This window comes from uncultured Martelella sp. (assembly GCF_963677965.2).
In the GTDB taxonomy this organism is placed as follows: domain Bacteria; phylum Pseudomonadota; class Alphaproteobacteria; order Rhizobiales; family Rhizobiaceae; genus Martelella; species Martelella mangrovi.
This window is the reverse complement of the sequence record NZ_CAXXFM010000001.1, coordinates 3,325,602-3,347,145: the sequence shown is the minus strand read 5'-3', so window position 1 is coordinate 3,347,145 and position 21,544 is coordinate 3,325,602. Positions and strand designations below refer to the sequence as shown.

Genomic DNA, 21,544 nt, shown 5'->3' with positions numbered 1-21,544 from the left:
CAAAGGCGACACGAAAACACGCTGCTGCGGTCGTGCCCTGACAAACATAAAGAGGCCGGACGCTGTTGCGCCCGGCCTCGTGATTTTCAGTTTCGGCCCTGAGCCTAGAAAGTCTGCGTGAACGAGATCTTGAAGGTCCGGCCGGGCTCCGAATAAAAGGCCTGCGGCTGTTCAATCGTCGTGTCCTGCAGATCGAGCGCGTCGTAATAGGTCTGGTCGAACAGGTTATAGACGCCGGCCTGAAGGGTCATGCCCTCGAAGCGCTCGGGCGCCCACCATGCGGTGACGTCGACGATGCCGTAACCCGGCGCCTTGAAGGTCGCCGTCGAACCGTCCGGCACCTTGGCCGACAGGATCCAGTTGGAGTTCACACCCCAGGTCTCGTCATTGTAGCCGCCGCCGATGACCGCCTTGAGCGGCGCCACGGATGCCAGCATCTTGTTGGTATCCATGTCGAAGCCGCGGGCGAATGCCAGCGAGGCATGGATGTCCCAGTTGTTGACGAAGGTTTTCTGGACGCTTGCTTCAACGCCGGCGATCTCGACATTGTCGAGATTGACGGTCTGGGTGATCCCGAAGGGATAGACGCCGGGCCCGACACCGACATCAGCCGGATCCACTGCCTGCGTGGTGATGAAATCCTTGTAGCGGCTGTAGAACGCGGAAATCCGGCCGCCTTCCATTTCATCACCGAAATTGGCGCCCAGTTCAAAGCCCCAGCTGGTTTCCGGATCGAGATCGGGATTACCGATCCTCAGATAGGTGCCCGGCGCGCCGTAATCGACATAAAGCTCACCCGGTGTGGGCGCACGGAACGCGGTCGAGAACTGGCCGTAAAGCTGGGTAAAGTCGTTCAGCTCGTAGGTCGCGAGGATTTTCGGCGAAATCTGCCAATCGCTCTGGCCGTCCGGCAAGCCGTTATAGTTCGGGTTGCGGGTATAGGCCGCGGTTTCCTTCGGATCGTACTGGTACCAGTCGAAGCGAATGCCGGGGGTCAGCGCGAAACCGCTGTCGCCGAAGGTGATTTCGTCGTGAGCGTAAAGACCGAGGACATAACCGTCGACATCGGGCGAATCCGCCTGATTGGTGTGCAGGAAGCCACATGTGCTCATCGGCGGGAACGGGCCCGGTCCGCAATTGTCCTGACCGCTGGAATACTGGCTGGTCTGCGAATAGTAGAAATCACCGCCAATGGTGATGTCGTGCGCAAACGAACCGGTGTCGAGACCCTTCTGCGCCCAGCCGGACCAGCCATAGCGTTCATCATTCGTTTTTGAACTGCGCGAATAGGGGCCGAATGGCGGTGTTGTCGGACTGCTGGAGCTAGGCAATCTCGTGCCGCTGCGTCCGCTTACACGCTCGCTCTTCAGCCAGTAGACCGTGCCAAAGGCGCTGTCGAACAACCCGTCATTGGCAATCGCTTCATAATTATAGTCGATCGAAACGCGGTCGCGGTGCTTGGTCTCGTGGCCGTCATAATCGTCAGGCGCATAGGTCGAACCCTGTTCGGTCAGCAGTTCGATATCCTTGTCCTTGTCGTAACGCTCCACCGTGAGGCCGAGCGTGTGTGCGCCCAGGAACTGCTGACGCAGTTTGAACAGCAGGTTGTTCTCGTCGAAGCTTGCGGGGTTGGGTTCGCTGCGGGTTGCCCCGTAGCCGCCGACAGTGCCCTGGTTTTCCGTTTCGCTGCCAGAGCCGATATCCCCCTGGAACAGCACCGAGGTATTGCCCGAACGCACGGCAAAAGCGCCCTGGGCATTGATGCCTTCGTCAGCGCTGTCATACATGATGCCGGTGCGACCGCCCCATCCCTTTTCAGGGTCGATCAGATCTTCCGGCTCCAGCGTGCTCAGCACAACCGTGCCACCGAGCGAACCGCTGCCCGAACGCGAGGAATCCGAACCGCGCACGATATCGATGGTCGCAATCGAATCGAAACTGAAGCTGTCCATGCCGCCATTGGCGTCACGCGCACCATCATCCAGATAGGGAATCTGGATGCCGTCAATGACGGTGGAAACGCGTGGCCCCTGCATGCCGCGAATGTTCACCGATCCGGCATCGTCACCGACGAAGGTGACGCCGGGTTCGAGAATGCGGCTAAAATCATCGAAATCGGTGACGATGTTGGCGTCCAGATCGTCCCGCGTCGTTTCGGTGGCAAGCGGTGTGTCCGCGATCCCTTCCTTGCCCTTGGTCGTCGTTACGTCGACCGGCGCCAGAACCGTGGTTGCATCATTCGTTGTGGCATCCTGCGCAAAGGCAGACTGTGTCAAAACCGCCGACGCGAGTGCAGTGCACGACGCCAGCAATACCGTGCGGGAAATCCCCATACGCATCACCCAATCCTTTTGTTCTCTTGAGAACCTGGCTGGCTGACGCCGGGAAAACCCCGAAACGGACTGGCTGGCTGGGCATTCGGATCCGGCAAACCACCGGATATCTGCGACTACCCGCTATTAAACATGACTTTTATTGTCAACATAAAATGCCTGATTTTCGTCATATTCCTTCATATCAGACCTTAGTGCGACATTATGGGAAACAAAAGCGCTGTCGCATCGGTCGTGGTTCGGCTATAAATCCAAAGTTGAAAGATGTTCGAGCGAAACGCATTCGGGGCAGGAATATATGGGTGTAAAAATCGCGATCAGACGCTGTGCATGGACAGTGGGCGCATTGCTGCTTGGCAGCGGCGTGTATCTCGGCGGGCTTCAGCTCACCGGCAATTTCCACGAAGTCCACGCCGGTACGCTCTATCGCTCGGCGCAACCGAGTGCCGATGCTCTGGCCGACTATGTGAAACTTCATGGCATTAAAACGGTGATCAATCTGCGCGGCGCGCATCCGGGCCGCAACTGGTATGATTCCGAGATCGCCGCCAGTGAATCGCTCGGAATCACCCATGTCGATTTTGCCATGTCGGACAGGGTGGAGCTGTCATTCGACCGCAGCATGGAATTGCTGGCCCTGATGCGCGATGCCGAAAAGCCGCTTCTGATCCACTGCAAAGCCGGCGCCGACCGCACGGGCCTGGCCTCTGTCCTCTACCTTCAGCAGGTAGCAGGCGTGGACGAGGAACGCGCGGAATGGCAGCTTTCGCCAATCTACGGCCATCTCAACATCCCCTTGACCGGCCCCTACGCCATGGATGAGACATGGGAAAGCCTGGAAAAGGACTTCGGCCTTCCAAGCTGATCGGCTCTAACCTGCATCAATGACAAACCGGCTGCGCTCTTCCCGAAAACGACGGGTCAGGAAGGTGCGCACCAGTGCAATGCGCGCCAGATTGCCGGTGTCGGGATGCGACAGCAGATAATAGGACCGCCTGAACCGGACTGCCGGCAGGATGCTGACAAGGCCGGAGCTGTCGCGCACCACAAAATCATGCAGGATGCTTAGGCTTGTTCAGACATTTGGAGCCGAGTTGCGCTGAAGAGCCGTTTTACCGAGGTGGAAATTACTCAGGTGATCAATTGCCGTGCTGGCACATCTATGGTCTATGCCGCCCATAACTTTTTGATTCAGAAAGGATGATTGCGCGATGAAAACCTCCGATTTCAAGGCGCTGGCGATTGGTTTGGCTGTTTCGGGAATGATGGCTTCCTCTGTTTTTGCATGGGACCTTGGCGATTTGAGAGGCGTCTACACCAATGCGGATGCGGAACTTGTTTCCAGCTTCGGCTTTTGCGGCAATGGACAGGGTGCAGCCGGAAGCGACGGCTTCATGGTCAACAGGACCTATACCGTAGAAGGCGATCTGGTGAAAATGAATGCTAATGGTCAGTTTGTGTTCACGCTGAGCGCGGATAAAAAAGAGCTTATCCCAGCCGATGACTTCACCAGAGAGTGGGGCGCCGCGGAACCTTATGTCCTTGATACTGAAGCGAAGATCGACTGCTGACTTTTTGAACGAACCACGAATGCGAATTTGTGGAGGTCCGCTTCGGCTGGCCTGTTTTTTTGATTTCGCGGTTCAACATGAGTGACAAAAAGATCAGAGTCGACGAAGCTCCATTTCTCCACAATGGTCATTTCGATATGTCAGGAGTTGCCCAAATCGAGTGTCTCTTGACACCACGCACAAATGCTCGTCTTTGAGCGGCATCATTCGACCATGAAGCGGCGGCGTTCTTCGCGAAACCGCCGTGTCAAAAAGGCGCGCACCAGTGCGATGCGCGCCAGATTGCCGGTATCTGGATGCGACAGCAGATAGTAGGAGCGCCGGAAACGGATTTCGGGCAGGATGCTGACGAGCCCCGGACTGTCACGCACGACGAAATCATGCAGGATGCCGATGCCGATGCCGGCGCGCACGGCCTCGATCTGCCCGGCCACACCGGCGCAGCGGAACAACCGGCCCGCCGACCGGCCGAGATGATTGGCATAGTTCAGCGACGAGGCATAGGCGTAGTCCTCCACCCCCGTCACCGCGACGTGACCGGCAAGCGCGTGCTCGTCTTCCGGTGTGTCGAAACGGTCGAGATAGGACCGCGCGGCATAAACACCGAGCGTGTAGTCCGTCAGTTTCGACACGACCAGCCGCCCCTCCTCCGGCGGATCGAGCGTGATGGCCAGATCCGCCTCCCGTTTCGACAGCGAGAATGTGCGCGGCAGCGGCACGAGCTCGATGATCAGTCCGGGGTGTTCTTCCTGCAAACGACCGAGTTCACCGGCGAGGAAATAGGTGCCCAGCCCATCCGGCGCGCCGACCCTGACAGTTCCGGCAAGGCTTGCGCCGCGCGCCCGCGTATCCTCCGCAACCCCTAGGATTTCCGTTTCCACCCGCTCGGCAACCGACAGCAGACGCTCGCCGGCCTCCGTCAGCGTCGAGCCTGCCGGCGTGCGTTCGAACAGCGGTTCGCCGAGCGTGTTTTCAAGTGCGTTGAGACGGCGCGACACCGTGGCGTGGTTGAGCCCGAGCGCCTGGGCGGCAGCCAGGATCTGCCCGCGCCTTGCCACGGCGAGAAAAATGCGCAGGTGATCCCAGTCCATGGCTGTCCTTTAATTTTTGCACAACGGATTTGTAAACTATCCTGTTTCTTTGCAAAAATTAATAGGCGAGAGTGTGCAAATCATTTGAACGCGAGAGCGACCCATGGTCACCAACTGCTCTTCCTTGCGTCACCCTCGGGCTTGACCCGAGGGTCCATGCGGCTTCGTTCCGTGCTATCGGATCCTCGGGTCAAGCCCGAGGATGACGCAGAAGAGAGCGGTTGGGCCTGTCGCCCGGAACACCGGAGGAAACACGATGAAATCCATCCAGCACTTTATCGGCGGCAAGGTGGTGGCCGGGTCCGGCACCCGCACCGTACCGACCTACAATCCGGCAACGGGCGAACAAAGCGGCCAACTGTCACTGGCAAGCCCGGCCGATGTCCGTACCGCCGTCGAAACGGCAAAAGCGGCCTTTCCCGGCTGGGCTGAGACCACGCCGCTGCGCCGCGCACGCATCCTCAACAGGTTCCTCGGCATTCTCGAGGACCGCACCGCCGAGCTTGCAGCCTTGATCACCGCCGAGCACGGCAAGGTGATTTCCGATGCCATGGGCGAAATCCAGCGCGGCATGGAAGTGGTGGAATTCGCCACCGCCGCGCCGCAGCTTCTGAAGGGCGAATATACCGAAAATGTCGGTACAGCCGTCGACAGCTGGTCTGTGCGCCAGCCGCTCGGCGTTGTTGCCGGTATTACCCCGTTTAACTTTCCGGCCATGGTGCCGATGTGGATGTTCCCGGTGGCGCTCGCCTGCGGCAATTGCTTCATTCTGAAGCCGTCCGAGCGTGACCCGTCCGCAGCACTGCTGATTGCCGAATGGCTGAAGGAAGCAGGCCTGCCCGACGGCGTCTTCAACGTCGTCCAGGGCGACAAGGAAGCCGTCGACGCCATCCTGACTGACCCCGATATCGAAGCCGTCAGCTTCGTCGGCTCGACCCCGATCGCGCGCTATATCTACACCACGGCAACGGCGGCCGGCAAACGCTGCCAGGCGCTGGGTGGGGCCAAGAACCACATGATCGTGATGCCCGATGCCGACATGGATCAGGCTGCCGACGCGCTGATGGGCGCAGCCTACGGCTCTGCCGGCGAGCGCTGCATGGCAATCTCCGTTGCCGTTCCGGTGGGTGACGAGACCGCCGAACGGCTGATCGAAAAGCTCAAACCCCGCATTTCGGCCCTCAAGGTCGGCCCCGGCACCGATTCGGAGGCCGATATGGGGCCAGTGGTCACCGCAGCGGCCCGCGACAAGGTTCTCGGCTATATCGATTCGGGCGTCGAAGAAGGTGCCGATCTTGTTGTCGATGGCCGCAGCCTGAAACTGCAGGGCTATGAAAACGGCTATTTCGTCGGCGCGACACTGTTCGACCGGGTCACCACCGATATGAAAATCTACAAGGAAGAGATTTTCGGTCCGGTTCTCTCCGTTGCCCGTGCTTCAAGCTATGACGAAGCGGCGCAGTGGATCAACGACCACGAATTCGGCAATGGCACGGCAATCTTCACCCGCGATGGCGATGCCGCGCGCGAATTCGCCCACAAGATCAGGGTCGGCATGGTCGGCATCAATGTGCCGATCCCGGTCCCGATGGCATTTCATTCCTTCGGCGGCTGGAAGGCGTCGCTGTTCGGCGATCACCACATGCACGGGCCGGAAGGCGTGCGCTTCTACACCCGGATGAAGACCATCACCAGCCGCTGGCCCAAGGGCATCCGCTCGGGCGCGGAATTCTCCATGCCGACGATGAAATAAGCCTCGACGCAGGACCGTCATGATGTCCCCCACCCCGGCAGGGCGACCTGCCGGGGTTTTTCGTTGCGGCGGTCTGGTTGTCTTCGACGTCCGCAAACAGGCGTCATCCAAACGCGTAATTTCGACAAAATCATCCTTTAGTTGCATTTACCCCCTTTCGTCACGACTAAGGAGAACGACGGATGGACAAGATCGATTTTCGCTTCGAAGACAAGGTTGCCACGATTACAATCGATAACCCGTGTACCCGCAACGCCTTCGATGCGGAGATGTCGAAGGCCGTGATCTCCTGCCTCGAACAGGCCGAGAAACTGGGCGTGCGGGTCGTGGTGATCAAGGCTCAGACCTCGCACGGCATCTTCTCCGCAGGCCATGACCTGAATGAATACAGACCTGACGATGACCTTGCGGATGATCCGATATTTGCCATGTTCGAGGCGATTTACGCCTCCCCGCTTCCGGTGATCGCCCAGGTCGAAGGCACGGTCTATGCCGGTGCGCTCTGGCTGCTGCTGGCCGCCGATCTTGTCTATGCGCTCAAGACCGCAAGTGTCGTCATGACCGCAAACAGGCTGGGCATCCCCTTCAATCCGAAAGATTACAGCCGGTTTCTGTCGGTTGCCGGCCTTCATTCCATCAAGGAACTGTTTCTGACGGCCGCTCCGATGAATGCAGAGGATGCTCGCTGTGCCGGTATCTTCAACGATATTTTCGAAACACCGGTGGCCCTCGACCGGCGTATCGGCGCGGTGGCGAACCGCATTGCCCGCTGCACCCCCCAAGGCATTGCCAACACCAAGCTGCAACTCAACCAGCTGGCCAGCGCCGTACCGCTGAGCGATGAACAGACAGCCGGCATCGCCTGCAAGCGCGCGGAACTGCTGAAAGATCCCGCACTTCTCATCCGCACGCAAACACTGATGACCCATCTTCACGGGGCTTCGGGCAAAAAACGCGGCCCACTCCCCCATCCCACACAGATACGCGACAGATGACTGTATCCGCAGGGATTTTGCGGTGAACCAAAGGCGACAATAAAAATTCCCCTCGACCTGCAACGCCCCTTATCGGGGCGCTTTTTTCTGATATAACAACGCCATCAAGAGCGACGGGGGCGTCCGCTGCAGCGGGCTGAGAAGCACCCTTGGAACCTGATCCGGATCATACCGGCGGAGGGAGTCACTCGGGCCTTCCGTTGTTCTGGTCCGTCCGGCTTTTCCGCCACAACTGAAAGGGAAACCGGAATGACAGACACCGCGACCATTCTCACCGAAATGCGCGAAAAGGCGCCGTTGGTGCAGTGCATCACCAATTACGTGGCGATGAATGTCGCCGCCAATGTGCTGCTTTCGGCCGGCGCCTCCCCGGCCATGGTGCATTGCGAGGAAGAAGCCGGCGAATTCGCCGGACTGGCCTCCGCTCTCACCGTCAATATCGGCACCCTGTCACCGCTGTGGATCGGCGGCATGAAGGCCGCTATCGACGGCGCTACGGCCAAGGGCACACCCTGGGTTTTTGATCCTGTTGCCCATTTTGCAACGGATTTTCGCAGAAAGGCCGCCCGCGAACTGCTTGAGCGCGGACCGACGATCCTGCGCGGCAACGCGTCTGAAATCCTCGCCTTTTCCGGCGCGACAGGCGGCGGCAAGGGCGTGGATGCCGGTGACAGCGTGGAAGCGGCCGAGGAAACCGCCCGCCGGCTGGCGTCCGAGCGCACCATGGTGGTGGCCGTCACTGGTGAAAACGACTTTGTCACCGATGGCACCCGCAGCGCACGCATTCACGGCGGCTCCCCGATCATGCCGAAGGTGACGGCGCTCGGCTGCGCGCTGACCTGCCTTGTCGGCGCCTTTGCAGGCGCCCGGCCGGACGATCCGTTTTCTGCAACCGTGGCCGCCCTTTCCTTCTATGCCGTCGCCGGCAGCCATGCGCATGACATCGCTGAGGGCCCCGGCACATTCGCTGTCCATTTTCTCGATCAGCTCGCATCGCTGACGCCGGCGGAACTTGAAGCCGAGGCAAGGATTACACTTTCATGAGACCGGTTTTCGACCTTTCGCTTTATCTCGTGCTTGATCCCGTGCTTTGCAGCACCCTCGGCATGACAGAAACGACCCGGCAGGCCGTGCGCGGAGGCGCCACCATGGTCCAGCTTCGGATGAAGGACGCCACCACATCCGAACGGATTGCAGCCGGACGCAAGCTGCAGCAGGTTCTGGCCGGCACGGATGCCCGCCTGATCGTCAATGACGATGTCGAAGCAGCAATCGCGCTTGGCGCAGACGGTGTCCATGTCGGCCAGTCGGACGACGACCCGGTGGCCGTGCGCGCGAAAATCGGGCCCGACATGCTGCTCGGTCTTTCGATCGACAGCCTTGAGGCCGCACGGTGTTTCAACCCGGCCCCGCTGGATTATATCGGCGCAGGCCCGGTTTTCGCGACCGGTACAAAACCCGGCCATGCCGCTCCGCTCGGATTTGACGGGCTTGCCGAAGTGGCAGGGCGGTCCGGCCTGCCGGTCGTGGCCATCGGCGGGTTGAAAGCCGAGCACATACCGGCCACATTTCAGGCCGGTGCAGATGGCATCGCCGTCGTCTCGGCGATCTGCGGACAACCCGATCCCCATCACGCAGCGGTGGCCCTTTCAGCGGCCATCGGGAAGGCAAAGACATGATTGCGAATATACTTTCAATCGCCGGTTCCGACCCGTCAGGCGGCGCCGGCATTCAGGCCGACCTCAAGACCTTTTCCGCACGCGGCACCTATGGCATGGCGGCCATGACGGCGCTGACGGCGCAAAACACCAGGGGCGTCACCGGCGTGCACGAGGTGCCCTCAGCCTTCGTCTCCGAACAGATCACCGCAATCTTCGACGATGTTTCCGTCAGCGCGATCAAGATCGGCATGATCGCCAATGCCAATATCGCAGTCACCATTGCCGACTGCCTGCGCCACCATGTCGAAGTTCCGGTGGTGCTCGATCCCGTGATGGTGGCCAAGGGCGGCCACCGGCTCCTGCCGGAAGATGCGGTCGAGGCATTGAAGGAGCATCTGCTGCCGCTCGCCGCGCTCCTGACGCCGAACCTGCCGGAAGCGGCAGCCCTGCTGGACGAAGACGTCGCCACCGATCGCGACACGATGATCGCCCAGGCCCAGGCGCTGCGCGGTCTCGGGCCGCAGGCCGTGCTACTGAAAGGCGGGCATCTGGACGGTGAAGACTGCCCCGATCTTCTGGTGACCGCAGAGGGCCATCAATGGCTTGAAGGCAAGCGCATCGAAACGGAAAACACCCATGGCACGGGCTGCACGCTCTCAAGTGCGATTGCCGCCGAGATCGGCAAGGGGCTTCCACTTAGTGATGCGGCCACAGAGGCCAAAACCTATGTCGCCGACGCCATCGCCGCATCAGACGCGCTTGCCGTCGGCTCCGGTCACGGCCCGACCCACCATTTCCACGCCTTCTGGCCGTGATTTCAACACAGAGTGGTGATTAACACTCAGACACACCCATTTGAACGCCAACAATATCCTCTTCCCATTGGTTTCCTGCCGGCAGCACAGTATAGTGCCGGCAGGAAGAGAAGGAGGAACCGAATGAAGAAGCAGTTTTTGATTGCAGGCGCATTGTCGCTCTGTCTGAGCGCGGGCACCGTGATTGCACAGGATGCTCCGCAAATGCTTCGCCAGGACGACATGAAAGCCATCGGACAGGCCATGGGCCAGCTGGGCGCCATCGCCAAGGGCCAGAAGGCTTATGACCCGGTCGTCGTCGAGGGCGCGCTTTCATCGATTGCAACGCATGCGACCGACTTCCCGACGCATTTTCCCGAGGATTCGAAAACCGGAAACGACAGCGAGGCAAGTCCGGCGATTTGGGAAAACATGGACGACTTCACCGCCCGCTCTGAAAAACTTGCAAGCGATGCAAACGCACTGCTGGCCGATCTGCCGGCCGATCAGGCCGCCGTCGGCCAGGCGATGCGGACGCTTGGCGCAAACTGCGGCGCCTGTCACGAGATCTATCGCGTCAAGAACTGACGAATGCAGCCTTCTGGCCGGTTTTCCGGCAAAGGGCGGTTTGTGAAGGAGCCAGAGCGTGAAGCGCATTACCATCGGGGTTCTGATCGTTGCCGCCCTGTTCATGGGGGCAGCGTTTGTCGTTGCGTTGACGCCGCCGAAGCTTGATCCGGACGACCTTCGCAACATTGCCGGCGCCAATGTGCAGAACGGCGAGAAGGTGTTCTGGGCAAGCGGATGTGCCGGCTGCCATGCCGCACCGGGCGCCACGGGTGACGACAGGCTGGTTCTGGCCGGCGGTCTGGGGCTCGACAGCCATTACGGCACGTTCCACGCCCCCAACATCTCCCCCGACAAGGAACACGGGATTGGCGACTGGAGCTTCTACGAATTCGCCAACGCGATGAAGAAAGGCATTGGCCGGCACGGTGAAAACCTCTATCCGTCCCTGCCCTACACCTCCTATGTCCGCATGAACAATCAGGACATCAGGGACCTTCACGCTTTTCTCATGACGCTACCCGAAAGCAGTGCGCCGAGCAAACCGCACGACATCACCTTCCCCTTCAATATCCGGCTGTCGGTCTCCTTCTGGAAGCTGCTCTATTTTGACAGTGAATCACCGGCACAGCTGGAGAACGCCGCACCGGATGTGCTGCGCGGGCAGTATCTTGTCGAAGGCCCGGCCCATTGCGGGGAGTGCCACACACCGCGCAACCTGTTCGGCGGGCTGAAATATGACCACTGGCTGGAAGGCGGGCCCAATCCGGAAGGCGGCGACGGCATTGTGCCCGATATCACACCAGGCTCCGCCGATATCGGCGACTGGACGGCAAGCGAAATCGCCGACTATCTCGAAACCGGGTTTACGCCCGATTACGACACGGTCGGCGGCTCGATGGTGGAGGTGCAGAAGAATATTTCGCATCTGTCACGCGCCGATCTGGAGGCGATCGGCGCGTATCTGAAAGCCATTCCGGCAAACTGAAGAACCGGCCCGCTCAGGCCAACGTCTGCAGATAGCGCATGCCCGTCACCGGTCGGGCAACAAACTCCATCTGCTGATAAAACTGGTGCGCCCTGGTGTTGCCCGTGGCGGCGCTGACGGACATGTAGGCGCAGCCGGCCGCCTTGGCAAAATCACGCGCGCGGGCAATCAGGTGCTGACCGACGCCATGATTGCGATGACCGTCGCGCACGAACAGGTGATGCAGGTCCATGCCGCGCTTGCCCTGCTGGGCCCTGTAGAGCGGGGTCATGAGCGCATAGCCCAGAAGCGTGGAGCCGCTGTCGGCCACAAGCGCGGTTACCCACGGCGCGGGGCCGAAAAGGTCGCGCTTCAGGCTCTCGGCGCTCGTTTCCAGCACATCGTCGTGAAACGCCGCCAGAAGGCCGATCATTTCGAGAATTTGGGGAATATCGGCCTCGACCGCTTTTCTGATGGTCATCAGAGCGGGTCGTTCCAGCGAAATTTCGTCTTGATCTTCAGTCATTGTCGTCCCTTGGCTTTCCTTGCAGTGCCGTCCGGGACGTTATGTTTTCAACACCTTGCCGCCCCAGGCGGCCGGTGATGAACATGATCAATCGCGGCCGCTCCTATTGGAACAGCCAAAAATACGCGCGAGAATGGGTCACGATCTTGATCATGAATTTCAGATGCGCCGAAACGCCGGATTTGTCAATTGAAAAAGTCACACATGCTCGCGGCTGCAAAGACCATGATCGGCAAGGGAGCGGATCACATAGCATTCGCCGACCGCGTGGCCCTCGCAATGGCTGGTGATGCGTGCAAGCTCGGCCTCCAGCCGCTTCAGCTGTGCGATCTTCCCGCGCACCTGGGCCAGATGGTCACGGGCAATGGCATCTGCGCGGTCACAGGGCTTTTCGGGGTGGGACGATAATTCCAGCAGTTCGCGAATGGCATCGACCCTGATGCCGAGATCGCGGGCATGGCGGATGAAGGTCAGTCGGCTTTCATCGTCGGAGCCGTAGCGGCGTTGATTGCCCTCTGATCGCTCGGCTGGCGCAATCAGCCCGTTCTGCTCGTAATAACGGATCGTCGGCACCTTGACGCCGGTGCGCCGGGAAAGTTCGCCAATGGAAAACATCGCCTCAAAAAACCTCTTGAACCTATAGTCGCTTGAGGAATTATGGTGCCGTCCGTGAGCAAAAACAACAGGTAACGGATCATGAGTGCGTGCTGCGGACAAGACCACGGCCCCTTTGACGGCATGTCGAACGCCTACAAGAAGCGATTATGGATCGTCATCACCCTGAATGCGGCAATGTTCGTCGTGGAGATGGCGGCCGGGCACGCTGCGCGGTCACAGGCGCTGCAGGCGGACGCACTGGATTTCTTCGCCGATGCGCTGACCTATGGCATCTCCATGGCGGTGATCGGCACATCATTGCGGACCCGCTCCATGGCCGCCGCGGCCAAGGGCACAAGCCTGTTTCTCATGGGGCTTTGGGTCTTCGGCTCAACTATATGGCGTGTTTTCGGTACCGGCGTTCCCGAGGCCCCGGTCATGGGCATCATCGGACTGCTGGCGCTTGCCGCCAATCTTGCGACGGTGCTGCTGCTCGTCAGCTACAAGGACGGCGACGCCAATGTTCGCTCGGTCTGGCTTTGCTCACGCAATGACGCGATCGGCAATGTCGTCGTCATGATCGCCGCACTTGGCGTCTGGGGGGCGCATTCGGCATGGCCGGATCTTGCCGTCGCCTTCGTCATGGCGGGCCTGTTCCTGACCTCCGCCCTTCAGATCCTCACACAGTCCTGGCGAGAATACCGGGCGGGCGGCGAGATGCCCGGCGAGCAGAATGCCGCCGATGCGCACTGCGGTGACGGCTGCTGCGACCACGCGGCAAGCGAGCGCCAATCCTGATGAAAAGAAGCCCGGAACAGCGTGTCCGGGCCTCCTCATTCACGACCTGATTGGCCGGTCCTATTTGCAGGTGGCCCGGGCCCAGTCCATGTAAAGCGACATCGCCTTTTTCGCCATCGGGCCAAGCGCGTAATCGCGCTCATCGAGCTTGGTGACCGGCACGACCTTGTTGTAGTTGCCGGTCAGGAACAGTTCGTCGGCCTCCATGAATTCCTTGACCGTCAGCGTTCGCTCTTCGGCGGGAATGCCGTTTTCGCGGAACAGTTTGAGGATGCGGCGGCGGGTGATCCCGGCCAGGAAGCAACCATTGTCGGCCGGCGTCATCGGAATTCCGTCCTTGACCAGAAAGATATTGGCCGAAGCGGTTTCGGCGACATTGCCGTTGATGTCGCAGGCAAGGGCATTGTCAAACCCGCGGCTGCGCGCCTCCAGCATCATCCGTCCGGAATTCGGATAAAGGCTGCCGGCCTTGGCGTGGGTCATCGCGACCTCCGGCGAGGGACGGCGGAAGGGCGACAGCGTCAGCGTGACCGGCTGGGTCGAACGCATCGGCGTTTCGAACAGGCAAAGCGCGAACCGCGTCGATGCAGGGTCGGCCGGCACGAGACCGGCAAGCCCGTGTTCGGCCCAGTACATCGGCTTGATATAGACGGCTTCCGCCCCCTTGAAGCGCTTCAGCCCTTCCCAGACCAGCGCCTCGATTTCCTCTGATGTATGTGTCGGTTCAAGGCCGAGCGCGCGCGCCGAACGGTTGATGCGCTTGCAGTGCTCGTCGAGATCCGGCGCCATGCCTTCAAAAAAGCGCGCGCCGTCGAACACGGTCGAGGCAAGCCACATCGCGTGCGAGGTCGGGCCGATCAGCGGCGGATTGCCGGGAAGCCACTCACCATCGACATGGGTCCAGGTTTCCGAAGACGGGGAAGTATCGACTGCCATTTCATTCTCCTTGCAACGCCGCATGCTCTTCGAAAAGCGCCTGCACGATCGGTCACTGGGAAAACGGGCCGGAATGTCAGCGTGCGCGGGAAGAAGGCGGCGGGAATTCAATGCCGACAATCAAGACGTCGCGTGCACCAAGGTCAAGCAGAAAGTTTGCGCATGGCATTTTCAACGGCGGCATTGCCGCAGAACAAAAAAGCCGGCGGAATGCCCGCCGGCTCAGACTGCTGACAAACCCGAAGACGTGCGGGTTGCTGCCTCCGTTAGCCCTCCCCACAGGTGTCATGCTCGGACGCGATCCGAGCATCCATTCCGCTCAGCCCTTGATAAGAAAAGGTTTAAGCAAGAATACAGCGTGTAGCCCTGGATCCCCGGGTCAAGCCCGAGGATGACTCAGAGGGAGGAGGAGCTTTGTCAGAAAAACCATCCTCAATCGGCAAGCGATACCGGGACTTCATAGTTCACGCGCAGGGCATGGCTGTAGGGGCAGACGATGTGGGCCTGCTTGACCAGGCTTTCGGCCGTATCGTGGTCGAGACCGGGCAGTGAAACGGTCAGTTCAGCTTCGATCCCGAAACCCTCGCCATCGTCACGCGGACCGACGCCGACGGTTGCCGTTACCGTGGTGTTTTCCGGCAGTTCGACCTTCTTCTTGCCCGCGACATTGTGGAGCGCGGAGTTGAAGCAGGCGGCGTAACCGGCCGCAAACAGCTGTTCCGGATTGGCGCCTTCGCCGCCGGCGCCACCCATTTCCTTCGGCAGGGCCAGGTTGACTTCGAATGCGCCGTCTTCGGTGCGGGCGCTGCCTTCGCGGCCGCCGGTGGATGTGGCTTTGGTGGTGTAAAGCGTCTTGATCATGGCATTACTCCTTTGCGGCGACAGATCGCCTTTTCGAGAAAATTCCCGTTTCCTTAACGACGCAGCAGAACCGCTTTGCGTTCCATTCAGCGTCGGGTATATTTTACATAGTGCACAATTTAATTGCTTACAATATTATTTTGCAAATTTTATTATCGGCATTACATTTCGAGCATGACCGATGATGACGACCTGACATTCCTGCCTCGCATCGACAACCAGCTCTGCTTTGCCGTCTATGCAACCGAGCATGCCTTTGCGCGCGCCTACAAGCCGCTGCTGTCGCAGCTGGGGCTGACCTATCCGCAATATCTGGTGATGATGGCTCTGTGGGAACACCGCACGCTTTCGGTAAACGCGATCGGCGCGCGGCTTGGTCTGGATTCCGGCACGCTGTCTCCCCTTCTCAAGCGGCTGGAAACAACAGGCTACATCGCCCGACGGCGGGCGCAGGACGACGAGCGGCGCGTCGAAATCACACTGACGCCAAGAGGCCGGGAGATCAAAAGCGACGCCGAAACGATCGCCCGCTCGATTGCCGCAAAGACCGGCTGCACGGCCGAAGAGGCCCGCGACCTGCACGCACGGCTGAACACGCTGCGCCAGAACCTGCTGGCGGCCGAAGGCGAACAGTCAGGGTAAAACGGCGCGCACACGGCCGACTTCCGTGCCGTTCCAGTTCCTGAGCCTGACATCGGCCCTTTCCGAAAGGCGGTCGGCCAGTTCGGCATCATCGGAGAGAAGCCTGGCGAGAACAGCGGCCACCATGGCCTCGGCAGCGCGCGTGGTGCCGTCTTCGCATTTCAGCGCAATGCCGAGCCCCTGCTCCGGCAGTGCGGCACAAAACACGCCCTCGGCGCCGGTCTTGGCATAAATCCGTCCGGGGGCGAGTGACATCAGCGCGGTGCAGGCCCGCCCCGTACCGGCCACATACCAAGGCTCGGCCATGGCGGCATCAAGGATGCGCCGGGCCGCCCGCGCACGCTCAGGCGAAAGCCCGTCTCCGGTTGCCATGCGGGCGAAGCCTTGGGCCAGCGCCTTCAGCGGCACCGCATAGGTCGGAATATTGCAGCCGTCTGTGCCGCAGACATCGGTTCCGACAATAGCACCGGTCACATCTTCCATCGCCTCGCGTATCTGCGCCTGCAGCGGATGGTCGTAGCCGGTATATCCCTTCGGATCGATTCCCTGATGACAGCAGGCGCAGATGAAGCCCGCATGCTTTCCCGAACAATTGTTGCACAGCGCATCGGGCATCTGGCGCGTCCGGGCCTGATGAATGAGCACCGGCTGCTGAGACGACCAGTGCGCACCGCATTCCAGATCGGCAACGCCGCGCCCTGCCCGCTCAAGCATTTCGGCAGCAAGGGCGATATGGGCGTCCTCGCCGGAATGCGACGAGGCGGCCAGCGCGATCTCGCGTTGCCCGAAACCGTAGGTGTCCGCCGCACCGCTTTCGACAAGCGGAAGCGCCTGAATTGCCTTGCAGGCCGAGCGGGGAAAAACCGCCGCGTCGATATCGCCTGCAGCATAAACCACGCCGCCGGCGGCATCGGTGACCGCGATCATGCCGCGATGGCGGCTTTCGGTGAGCGCTCCGCGGGTTACATCCACCAGAACAGGGTTTACCATGAACCGAAGTCTCCCGGCGTTGTCATGTCAGTCATATGCCAGAACGATCTTGCCGATATGATCACCCGCTTCCATGTGCCGGTGCGCATCGGCAGCATCCTCGAATGCAAAGACGCGATCGATCAGCGGCTTGACGCGTCCTTCTGCGATCAGCGGCCAGACCTTGTCCAGAAGGTCGTCGCGAATGGCGCGTTTTTCATCTTCGGTGCGTGGCCGCATGGTCGATCCGGTCACCGTCAGACGCTTGACCATGATCGGCGTCAGATTGACGGCCTCGGCCTTGGACCCGCTCAAAAACGCGATGATCGACAGGCAGCCGTCACGGGCCAACGCTGAAAGATTGCGCTGAAAATAGGCCGCCCCCACCATATCGAGGATAATGTCGACGCCCCGGCCATCGGTCGCCGTTTTGACCGCTTCGACGAAATCCTGCTGGTGGTAATTGATGGCAACCGCTGCGCCGAGTTTCAGGCAGGCATCGCATTTTGCATCGGTGCCGGCGGTTGTGAAAACCCGGGCGCCGAAGGCATTGGCAAGCTGTATCGCCGTGGTGCCGATCCCGCTTGACCCGCCATGCACGAGAACATCCTGTCCTTCGTGAAGACCGGCCATCTGGAAAAGATTGGCCCATACCGTAAACAAGGTTTCGGGGATCGCGGCAGCGGCAACATCGTCCAGACCGTCAGGAACGGGCAGCACCTGCCCCGCCGGCACCGTGCAATATTCCGCATAGCCACCGCCATTGACCAGCGCGCAGACCCGCGCGCCGATTTCAAAGCCGCTGACCTGATCGCCCATAGCGGCGATTGTCCCGGCCACTTCCAGCCCCAGCACCGCGCTGGCGCCGGGCGGCGGCGGATAGGTGCCCTGCCGCTGGGCCACGTCCGGCCGGTTCACACCGGCCGCTGAAACGCGGATCAGCACTTCGTTCGGCCCCGGCGTCGGACGCGGTCCCGTGGCGACCGACATGACCTCCGGTCCACCGAAACCGCTGATCGTGATGTACCGCATCGAACCGTCTGAAGACATGAACCTCTTCCTTCGGTGTCCATGACACCTGCATGGGCAGATCGCAAGGCCCCGGCGCCGGCGATATCAAAAGACGTCAGCCGGTCCCGGGCCGTTCTTGTATATTTAGCCGTTGCTGCGCGGCTTCAGCGCCAGCGCAAAGATCACCAGAGAAACGCCGTAAACCAGGAAGTCGGCGGCGACGAACAGGCCCAGCAGCCAGAGGCTGTTCTGCGGAAAGTTCGAGGCGATCAGCACGGCGGCCAGAATGAGCACCAGGCCGGAGAAAATCATGAATCCCCAGCCCTTGACCGGACGCATGGTCATGCCGAGGTAAAGACGGAAGCCACCGGCAACGGCCAGCGAAACACCGACAATGATGGTAAACAGGCTGGAAGCCAGCACGGGATTGCGCATCAGCATGATGCCGGCAAGGACATAGAGCAGCCCGGAAATCACCCAGAAGGCCACATGCCCCTTGCCGTGATTGTAGAAAAGCTGCGACAGGTGAATGACACCGGCAACAATCAGCATTGCGCCGAAGAACACCACCGAAGCCACGGTTGCCACCACAAGATTACCAAGCAGAATCAGGCTGAACAGGACAAGCAGCAGACCAAAGGCCATGACCCAGCCCCAGTTCCCCCTGACCTTGTCAATATTCGGATTCGGCTCTCCTATAGTCGTCATGGTGGAATATCCCCTTCATCACCTTGAAAAATCGTCCAGACGATAGTGACGAAGGGCGATATAAGCAACTGTTCATCGCATCAGCCCGCATTTTCTGCTTCTGATTTCAATGCGCCTGATTGCGCACCGCGGGCCTGAGATAGATGACCCAGTAAGCGATCCCGACGAACAATCCGCCGCCGATGATATTGCCGATGGTCACGGGGATCAGGTTGGCGACAATGAAATTGCGCCAGGTGAGATCGGCGAAATCGGCAATATTCGCGCCCGAGGCTTCCCAGAATTCCGGCCCGGCAAGCGTCCTGGTCAGGATCGCCATCGGAATCTGGAACATGTTGGCGACCACGTGTTCGAAGCCGGAGGCCACGAACATGGCAACCGGCAGGGTGATCGCCAGGATCTTGTCGGCCGCCGAACGACCGGCATAGGTCATCCATACGCCAAGGCAGACCAGCACATTGCACATGATGCCAAGTGCAACGGCCTGCAGGAAGGTGTGGTGCAGCTTGTGCTGGGCGATATGCATGTAATTGATGCCCAGAAGGCCGCTGTCGCCCTCATAATGACGTGCGGCCTGCATGATCATCACAAGCGTCATCGCACCGATGAAATTGCCGATAAAGACCGTTGCCCAGTTGCGCGCGAGCGCGCCCCAGGTGATCTGGCCCGTCGCCTTGCCGACAATGGTCAAAACGGTGCTGGTGAAAAGATCGGCCCCGGTGAGCACGACCAGGATCAGGCCGAGGCTGAAGGCCAGCCCGCCGATGAACTTGTTCGCCCCCCAGCCGACATCGCCATTGCCCGTTGTCACGACGGTGTAGAATATGAACGCTATGCCGATGAAGGCGCCGGCCATCATCGCCGAGACGAGAAGCGAGACGGGATCCTTGTTGACCTTTGCAATACCTGCGGTTTCGGCCTTTTCGGCCATGACATGGGGCGGGAATGCATCGAAATTGAAATGCTGCATGCTCAGAAATCTCCGTCGGTAGACGCTTGGGAGGCGTGTGGCCGATACCTAGCAGCCCCCGCCGCCCGCGCGTTGATCTTGATCAGTTCGGCGCGTGCATCACAGCCAGCTACCCGGACGCATGCAAAGCTGCATAATGCGGGTTACTGGCGAATCATACGGGAAGGATCGTAAAATGCTGAAAATCTGGGGCCGCGCGACGTCATCCAATGTTCAGGCCGTCATGTGGACCGTTGGCGAACTGGGCCTCGAATTCGAGCGTTACGATATCGGTCACAAATTCGGTGGCACGGACACGCCCGAATTCCTGGCCATGAATCCGAACGGCCTGATCCCCGTGCTGAAGGATGGCGAGGACGGCGAAGCGCTGTTTGAATCGGCTGCCATCTGCCGCTATCTTGCCGCCCGCTATGGCAGCGACGCCTTCTGGCCGGCCGATCCCGCGGCCCGCGCCCATATCGACAAATGGGCGGAATGGGCCAAGTCCACCGCCGCGACCGCCTTCACCACGCCGATTTTCTGGCAGCTGGTGCGCACGCCCGAAAAGGATCGTGATCCGGCGGCCATCGATCGCGCGGTTGTCGCTTTCGACCGGCTTTTGGGAATGGCCGAAGCCGAGCTTGAAAAACATGCCTTCCTCGCAGGCAATGATTTCACGCTGGCCGATATCATGTTCGCCCACGTGCTCTACCGCTATTATACGGTGGATACCGCTCGCCCGTCCCGACCGGCCGTCGAGGCCTATTATGCGGCAATGACCGAGCGGGACGCCTACCGCACCCATGTCATGGTATCCTATGCGGAGTTGCGTGCCTGATGGCGGACACTTTCGAAAACGCTGCTGCCGGCAAAGCTGGCCAAACCGTCCTCGTTGCCGGCGCGACGGGGTATCTCGGGCGACATCTGGTCACGGCCTTCCATAAGTCAGGCTACAAGGTGGTTGCCCTGGTGCGCGACCGTGCACGCGCAAGGGATATGCTGCCGGAAGCAGACGACCTGATCGAGGCGGAAGCGACAGCGCCTGCAAGCCTCTCGGGCATCATGAACGACGTCGATATCGTGATATCGGCCCTCGGCATCACCCGGCAAAAGGACGGCCTCACCTACCGCGACGTCGATTACGGCGCCAATTGCAACCTGCTCGAAGAGGCGGAGCGGGCGGGCGTTTCGCGCTTTGCCTATGTGCATGTCTTCAACGGCGCCCAGATGGCCCCCAAAAGCGCGCTGGCCCGCGCCAAGCAGGATTTTGTCATACGGCTTGAACAAAGCCCCCTGCCCTCGACCGTCATCGCCCCGACCGGCTATTTCTCGGATATGGGCGATATCTTCGCTATGGCCGCGCGCGGACGCGTCTACCTGTTCGGCAATGGCCGCCAGCGCGTCAACCCGATCGATGGCACCGATCTGGCTGCCGTTTCGGTCGATGCGGTGGAAAAGGGAACGGCCTTCGTCGATGTCGGCGGCCCGGACATCCTCAGCTTCAACGACATCGGCACATTGGCATTTACGGCCCTTGGAAGAAAGCCGCGGTTTCTGCACCTTCCCTTTTTTATTGCCGATGCCGCGCTGTTTATTCTGAAAAAATTTGCCGGTCCCGGCACCTGGGGACCTTTCGAATTTTTTCTGGCCGCCGCGCGCGAAGACATGATCGCCCCCTGTTTCGGCACAGCCCGGCTTGAGAGCCATTTTGGCACGCTTGCATCACAGCAGACGAAAGCGGAGCGATAAACGGAATTTGCGTCAATCGGCCTTGAAATCGGTGAAAGGCAAGAGGATAAGGAGGCAACCGCCCCG

General features: G+C 60.3%; 24 protein-coding genes and 1 riboswitch. Of the genes, 13 read left to right on the top strand and 11 right to left on the bottom strand.

What is annotated here, in order from left to right; all coding sequences use genetic code 11:
- Positions 1 to 104 precede the first annotated feature (104 nt).
- Positions 105 to 2,339 (bottom strand): TonB-dependent hemoglobin/transferrin/lactoferrin family receptor, encoded by a 2,235-nt coding sequence (locus ACHZCU_RS15550; protein WP_319519481.1) that lies wholly within the window; start codon positions 2,337 to 2,339, stop codon positions 105 to 107.
- A gap of 331 nt (positions 2,340 to 2,670) precedes the next feature.
- Between ACHZCU_RS15550 and ACHZCU_RS15545 the strand changes: the two genes are divergently transcribed.
- Complete coding sequence (locus tag ACHZCU_RS15545) at positions 2,671 to 3,198, top strand: dual specificity protein phosphatase family protein (protein WP_319519809.1); 528 nt, start codon at positions 2,671 to 2,673, stop codon at positions 3,196 to 3,198.
- 6 nt (positions 3,199 to 3,204) lie between these two features.
- On the opposite strand, the gene ACHZCU_RS15540 is transcribed toward ACHZCU_RS15545, so the two are convergent.
- Positions 3,205 to 3,378 carry a hypothetical protein gene (locus ACHZCU_RS15540; RefSeq protein ID WP_319519480.1) on the bottom strand — a complete coding sequence of 58 codons (174 nt, stop codon included), beginning with the start codon at positions 3,376 to 3,378 and terminating at the stop codon, positions 3,205 to 3,207.
- A gap of 166 nt (positions 3,379 to 3,544) precedes the next feature.
- Between ACHZCU_RS15540 and ACHZCU_RS15535 the strand changes: the two genes are divergently transcribed.
- On the top strand, positions 3,545 to 3,904 hold the full coding sequence (locus ACHZCU_RS15535) for a hypothetical protein (protein ID WP_106301690.1): 360 nt from the start codon (positions 3,545 to 3,547) through the stop codon (positions 3,902 to 3,904).
- Positions 3,905 to 4,107: 203 nt separating this feature from the next.
- On the opposite strand, the gene ACHZCU_RS15530 is transcribed toward ACHZCU_RS15535, so the two are convergent.
- Entirely contained in the window at positions 4,108 to 4,995 is an 888-nt protein-coding gene (locus ACHZCU_RS15530) for a LysR family transcriptional regulator (RefSeq protein ID WP_319519479.1), read from the bottom strand.
- 256 nt (positions 4,996 to 5,251) lie between these two features.
- Between ACHZCU_RS15530 and ACHZCU_RS15525 the strand changes: the two genes are divergently transcribed.
- The 7 genes from ACHZCU_RS15525 to ACHZCU_RS15495 all read left to right on the top strand — a co-directional run bounded on the left by ACHZCU_RS15525 (position 5,252) and on the right by ACHZCU_RS15495 (position 11,753).
- Entirely contained in the window at positions 5,252 to 6,748 is a 1,497-nt protein-coding gene (locus ACHZCU_RS15525; RefSeq protein ID WP_319519478.1) for a CoA-acylating methylmalonate-semialdehyde dehydrogenase, read from the top strand.
- A gap of 182 nt (positions 6,749 to 6,930) precedes the next feature.
- Positions 6,931 to 7,743, top strand: coding sequence for an enoyl-CoA hydratase-related protein (locus tag ACHZCU_RS15520; RefSeq protein WP_319519477.1), 813 nt, complete (start codon positions 6,931 to 6,933; stop codon positions 7,741 to 7,743).
- A 105-nt stretch (positions 7,744 to 7,848) separates the two neighbouring features.
- Positions 7,849 to 7,943: riboswitch (TPP riboswitch) on the top strand.
- A gap of 49 nt (positions 7,944 to 7,992) precedes the next feature.
- Complete coding sequence (thiM, locus tag ACHZCU_RS15515; protein WP_319519476.1) at positions 7,993 to 8,787, top strand: hydroxyethylthiazole kinase; 795 nt, start codon at positions 7,993 to 7,995, stop codon at positions 8,785 to 8,787.
- On the top strand, positions 8,784 to 9,422 hold the full coding sequence (gene thiE / locus ACHZCU_RS15510; protein ID WP_319519475.1) for a thiamine phosphate synthase: 639 nt from the start codon (positions 8,784 to 8,786) through the stop codon (positions 9,420 to 9,422). The genes thiM and thiE overlap by 4 nt, the downstream gene beginning before the upstream one ends.
- A complete protein-coding gene (gene thiD, locus ACHZCU_RS15505; RefSeq protein WP_319519474.1) occupies positions 9,419 to 10,219 on the top strand; it encodes a bifunctional hydroxymethylpyrimidine kinase/phosphomethylpyrimidine kinase in 801 nt (266 codons plus the stop codon). Before thiE ends, thiD begins: the two co-directional genes overlap by 4 nt.
- A gap of 123 nt (positions 10,220 to 10,342) precedes the next feature.
- Entirely contained in the window at positions 10,343 to 10,786 is a 444-nt protein-coding gene (locus tag ACHZCU_RS15500) for a cytochrome c (protein WP_319519473.1), read from the top strand.
- Positions 10,787 to 10,889: 103 nt separating this feature from the next.
- Positions 10,890 to 11,753: a c-type cytochrome gene (locus tag ACHZCU_RS15495; protein WP_394706123.1), complete on the top strand. Its 864-nt coding sequence runs from the start codon at positions 10,890 to 10,892 to the stop codon at positions 11,751 to 11,753.
- Positions 11,754 to 11,766: 13 nt separating this feature from the next.
- Here ACHZCU_RS15495 and ACHZCU_RS15490 read toward each other — a convergent pair whose 3' ends face one another.
- Positions 11,767 to 12,258, bottom strand: coding sequence for a GNAT family N-acetyltransferase (locus ACHZCU_RS15490; protein WP_319519471.1), 492 nt, complete (start codon positions 12,256 to 12,258; stop codon positions 11,767 to 11,769).
- Between the two features lie 198 nt (positions 12,259 to 12,456).
- Complete coding sequence (locus ACHZCU_RS15485) at positions 12,457 to 12,873, bottom strand: helix-turn-helix domain-containing protein (RefSeq protein WP_319519470.1); 417 nt, start codon at positions 12,871 to 12,873, stop codon at positions 12,457 to 12,459.
- 81 nt (positions 12,874 to 12,954) lie between these two features.
- On the opposite strand from ACHZCU_RS15485, the gene ACHZCU_RS15480 reads away from it, so the two are divergent.
- Positions 12,955 to 13,653, top strand: a complete 699-nt coding sequence (locus ACHZCU_RS15480; RefSeq protein ID WP_319519469.1) for a cation transporter — start codon at positions 12,955 to 12,957, stop codon at positions 13,651 to 13,653.
- A 60-nt stretch (positions 13,654 to 13,713) separates the two neighbouring features.
- Here ACHZCU_RS15480 and ACHZCU_RS15475 read toward each other — a convergent pair whose 3' ends face one another.
- Positions 13,714 to 14,589, bottom strand: coding sequence for a branched-chain amino acid aminotransferase (locus ACHZCU_RS15475; RefSeq protein ID WP_106301722.1), 876 nt, complete (start codon positions 14,587 to 14,589; stop codon positions 13,714 to 13,716).
- Positions 14,590 to 15,021: 432 nt separating this feature from the next.
- Complete coding sequence (locus ACHZCU_RS15470) at positions 15,022 to 15,447, bottom strand: organic hydroperoxide resistance protein (protein WP_319519808.1); 426 nt, start codon at positions 15,445 to 15,447, stop codon at positions 15,022 to 15,024.
- A 177-nt stretch (positions 15,448 to 15,624) separates the two neighbouring features.
- On the opposite strand from ACHZCU_RS15470, the gene ACHZCU_RS15465 reads away from it, so the two are divergent.
- On the top strand, positions 15,625 to 16,092 hold the full coding sequence (locus tag ACHZCU_RS15465) for a MarR family winged helix-turn-helix transcriptional regulator (protein WP_106301728.1): 468 nt from the start codon (positions 15,625 to 15,627) through the stop codon (positions 16,090 to 16,092).
- Here the strand turns inward: ACHZCU_RS15465 and ACHZCU_RS15460 are convergent.
- The 4 genes from ACHZCU_RS15460 to focA form a co-directional block, all read right to left on the bottom strand.
- Positions 16,084 to 17,082 carry an asparaginase gene (locus ACHZCU_RS15460; protein ID WP_319519468.1) on the bottom strand — a complete coding sequence of 333 codons (999 nt, stop codon included), beginning with the start codon at positions 17,080 to 17,082 and terminating at the stop codon, positions 16,084 to 16,086. The two genes, ACHZCU_RS15465 and ACHZCU_RS15460, sit on opposite strands and share 9 nt — an antisense overlap.
- A gap of 27 nt (positions 17,083 to 17,109) precedes the next feature.
- On the bottom strand, positions 17,110 to 18,111 hold the full coding sequence (locus ACHZCU_RS15455) for an NAD(P)H-quinone oxidoreductase (protein ID WP_319519467.1): 1,002 nt from the start codon (positions 18,109 to 18,111) through the stop codon (positions 17,110 to 17,112).
- A gap of 105 nt (positions 18,112 to 18,216) precedes the next feature.
- On the bottom strand, positions 18,217 to 18,780 hold the full coding sequence (locus tag ACHZCU_RS15450; RefSeq protein WP_106301734.1) for an HdeD family acid-resistance protein: 564 nt from the start codon (positions 18,778 to 18,780) through the stop codon (positions 18,217 to 18,219).
- 106 nt (positions 18,781 to 18,886) lie between these two features.
- Positions 18,887 to 19,750 carry a formate transporter FocA gene (focA, locus tag ACHZCU_RS15445; RefSeq protein ID WP_106301737.1) on the bottom strand — a complete coding sequence of 288 codons (864 nt, stop codon included), beginning with the start codon at positions 19,748 to 19,750 and terminating at the stop codon, positions 18,887 to 18,889.
- Positions 19,751 to 19,925: 175 nt separating this feature from the next.
- On the opposite strand from focA, the gene ACHZCU_RS15440 reads away from it, so the two are divergent.
- Positions 19,926 to 20,567 carry a glutathione S-transferase family protein gene (locus tag ACHZCU_RS15440; protein WP_319519466.1) on the top strand — a complete coding sequence of 214 codons (642 nt, stop codon included), beginning with the start codon at positions 19,926 to 19,928 and terminating at the stop codon, positions 20,565 to 20,567.
- Positions 20,567 to 21,478, top strand: a complete 912-nt coding sequence (locus tag ACHZCU_RS15435; protein ID WP_319519465.1) for an SDR family oxidoreductase — start codon at positions 20,567 to 20,569, stop codon at positions 21,476 to 21,478. Before ACHZCU_RS15440 ends, ACHZCU_RS15435 begins: the two co-directional genes overlap by 1 nt.
- The last annotated feature ends 66 nt before the right edge of the window (positions 21,479 to 21,544 follow it).

Excerpts from the sequence above, each read along its gene's own strand:
- ACHZCU_RS15550 (WP_319519481.1), bottom strand. The coding sequence starts at position 2,339 with ATGCGTATGGGGATTTCCCGCACGGTATTGCTGGCGTCGTGCACTGCA.
- ACHZCU_RS15535 (WP_106301690.1), top strand. The coding sequence starts at position 3,545 with ATGAAAACCTCCGATTTCAAGGCGCTGGCGATTGGTTTGGCTGTTTCG.
- ACHZCU_RS15530 (WP_319519479.1), bottom strand. The coding sequence starts at position 4,995 with ATGGACTGGGATCACCTGCGCATTTTTCTCGCCGTGGCAAGGCGCGGG.
- ACHZCU_RS15525 (WP_319519478.1), top strand. The coding sequence starts at position 5,252 with ATGAAATCCATCCAGCACTTTATCGGCGGCAAGGTGGTGGCCGGGTCC.
- ACHZCU_RS15520 (WP_319519477.1), top strand. The coding sequence starts at position 6,931 with ATGGACAAGATCGATTTTCGCTTCGAAGACAAGGTTGCCACGATTACA.
- thiM (WP_319519476.1), top strand. The coding sequence starts at position 7,993 with ATGACAGACACCGCGACCATTCTCACCGAAATGCGCGAAAAGGCGCCG.
- thiE (WP_319519475.1), top strand. The coding sequence starts at position 8,784 with ATGAGACCGGTTTTCGACCTTTCGCTTTATCTCGTGCTTGATCCCGTG.
- thiD (WP_319519474.1), top strand. The coding sequence starts at position 9,419 with ATGATTGCGAATATACTTTCAATCGCCGGTTCCGACCCGTCAGGCGGC.
- ACHZCU_RS15500 (WP_319519473.1), top strand. The coding sequence starts at position 10,343 with ATGAAGAAGCAGTTTTTGATTGCAGGCGCATTGTCGCTCTGTCTGAGC.
- ACHZCU_RS15495 (WP_394706123.1), top strand. The coding sequence starts at position 10,890 with ATGGGGGCAGCGTTTGTCGTTGCGTTGACGCCGCCGAAGCTTGATCCG.
- ACHZCU_RS15490 (WP_319519471.1), bottom strand. The coding sequence starts at position 12,258 with ATGACTGAAGATCAAGACGAAATTTCGCTGGAACGACCCGCTCTGATG.
- ACHZCU_RS15485 (WP_319519470.1), bottom strand. The coding sequence starts at position 12,873 with ATGTTTTCCATTGGCGAACTTTCCCGGCGCACCGGCGTCAAGGTGCCG.
- ACHZCU_RS15480 (WP_319519469.1), top strand. The coding sequence starts at position 12,955 with ATGAGTGCGTGCTGCGGACAAGACCACGGCCCCTTTGACGGCATGTCG.
- ACHZCU_RS15475 (WP_106301722.1), bottom strand. The coding sequence starts at position 14,589 with ATGGCAGTCGATACTTCCCCGTCTTCGGAAACCTGGACCCATGTCGAT.
- ACHZCU_RS15465 (WP_106301728.1), top strand. The coding sequence starts at position 15,625 with ATGACCGATGATGACGACCTGACATTCCTGCCTCGCATCGACAACCAG.
- ACHZCU_RS15460 (WP_319519468.1), bottom strand. The coding sequence starts at position 17,082 with ATGGTAAACCCTGTTCTGGTGGATGTAACCCGCGGAGCGCTCACCGAA.
- ACHZCU_RS15455 (WP_319519467.1), bottom strand. The coding sequence starts at position 18,111 with ATGTCTTCAGACGGTTCGATGCGGTACATCACGATCAGCGGTTTCGGT.
- ACHZCU_RS15450 (WP_106301734.1), bottom strand. The coding sequence starts at position 18,780 with ATGACGACTATAGGAGAGCCGAATCCGAATATTGACAAGGTCAGGGGG.
- focA (WP_106301737.1), bottom strand. The coding sequence starts at position 19,750 with ATGCAGCATTTCAATTTCGATGCATTCCCGCCCCATGTCATGGCCGAA.
- ACHZCU_RS15440 (WP_319519466.1), top strand. The coding sequence starts at position 19,926 with ATGCTGAAAATCTGGGGCCGCGCGACGTCATCCAATGTTCAGGCCGTC.
- ACHZCU_RS15435 (WP_319519465.1), top strand. The coding sequence starts at position 20,567 with ATGGCGGACACTTTCGAAAACGCTGCTGCCGGCAAAGCTGGCCAAACC.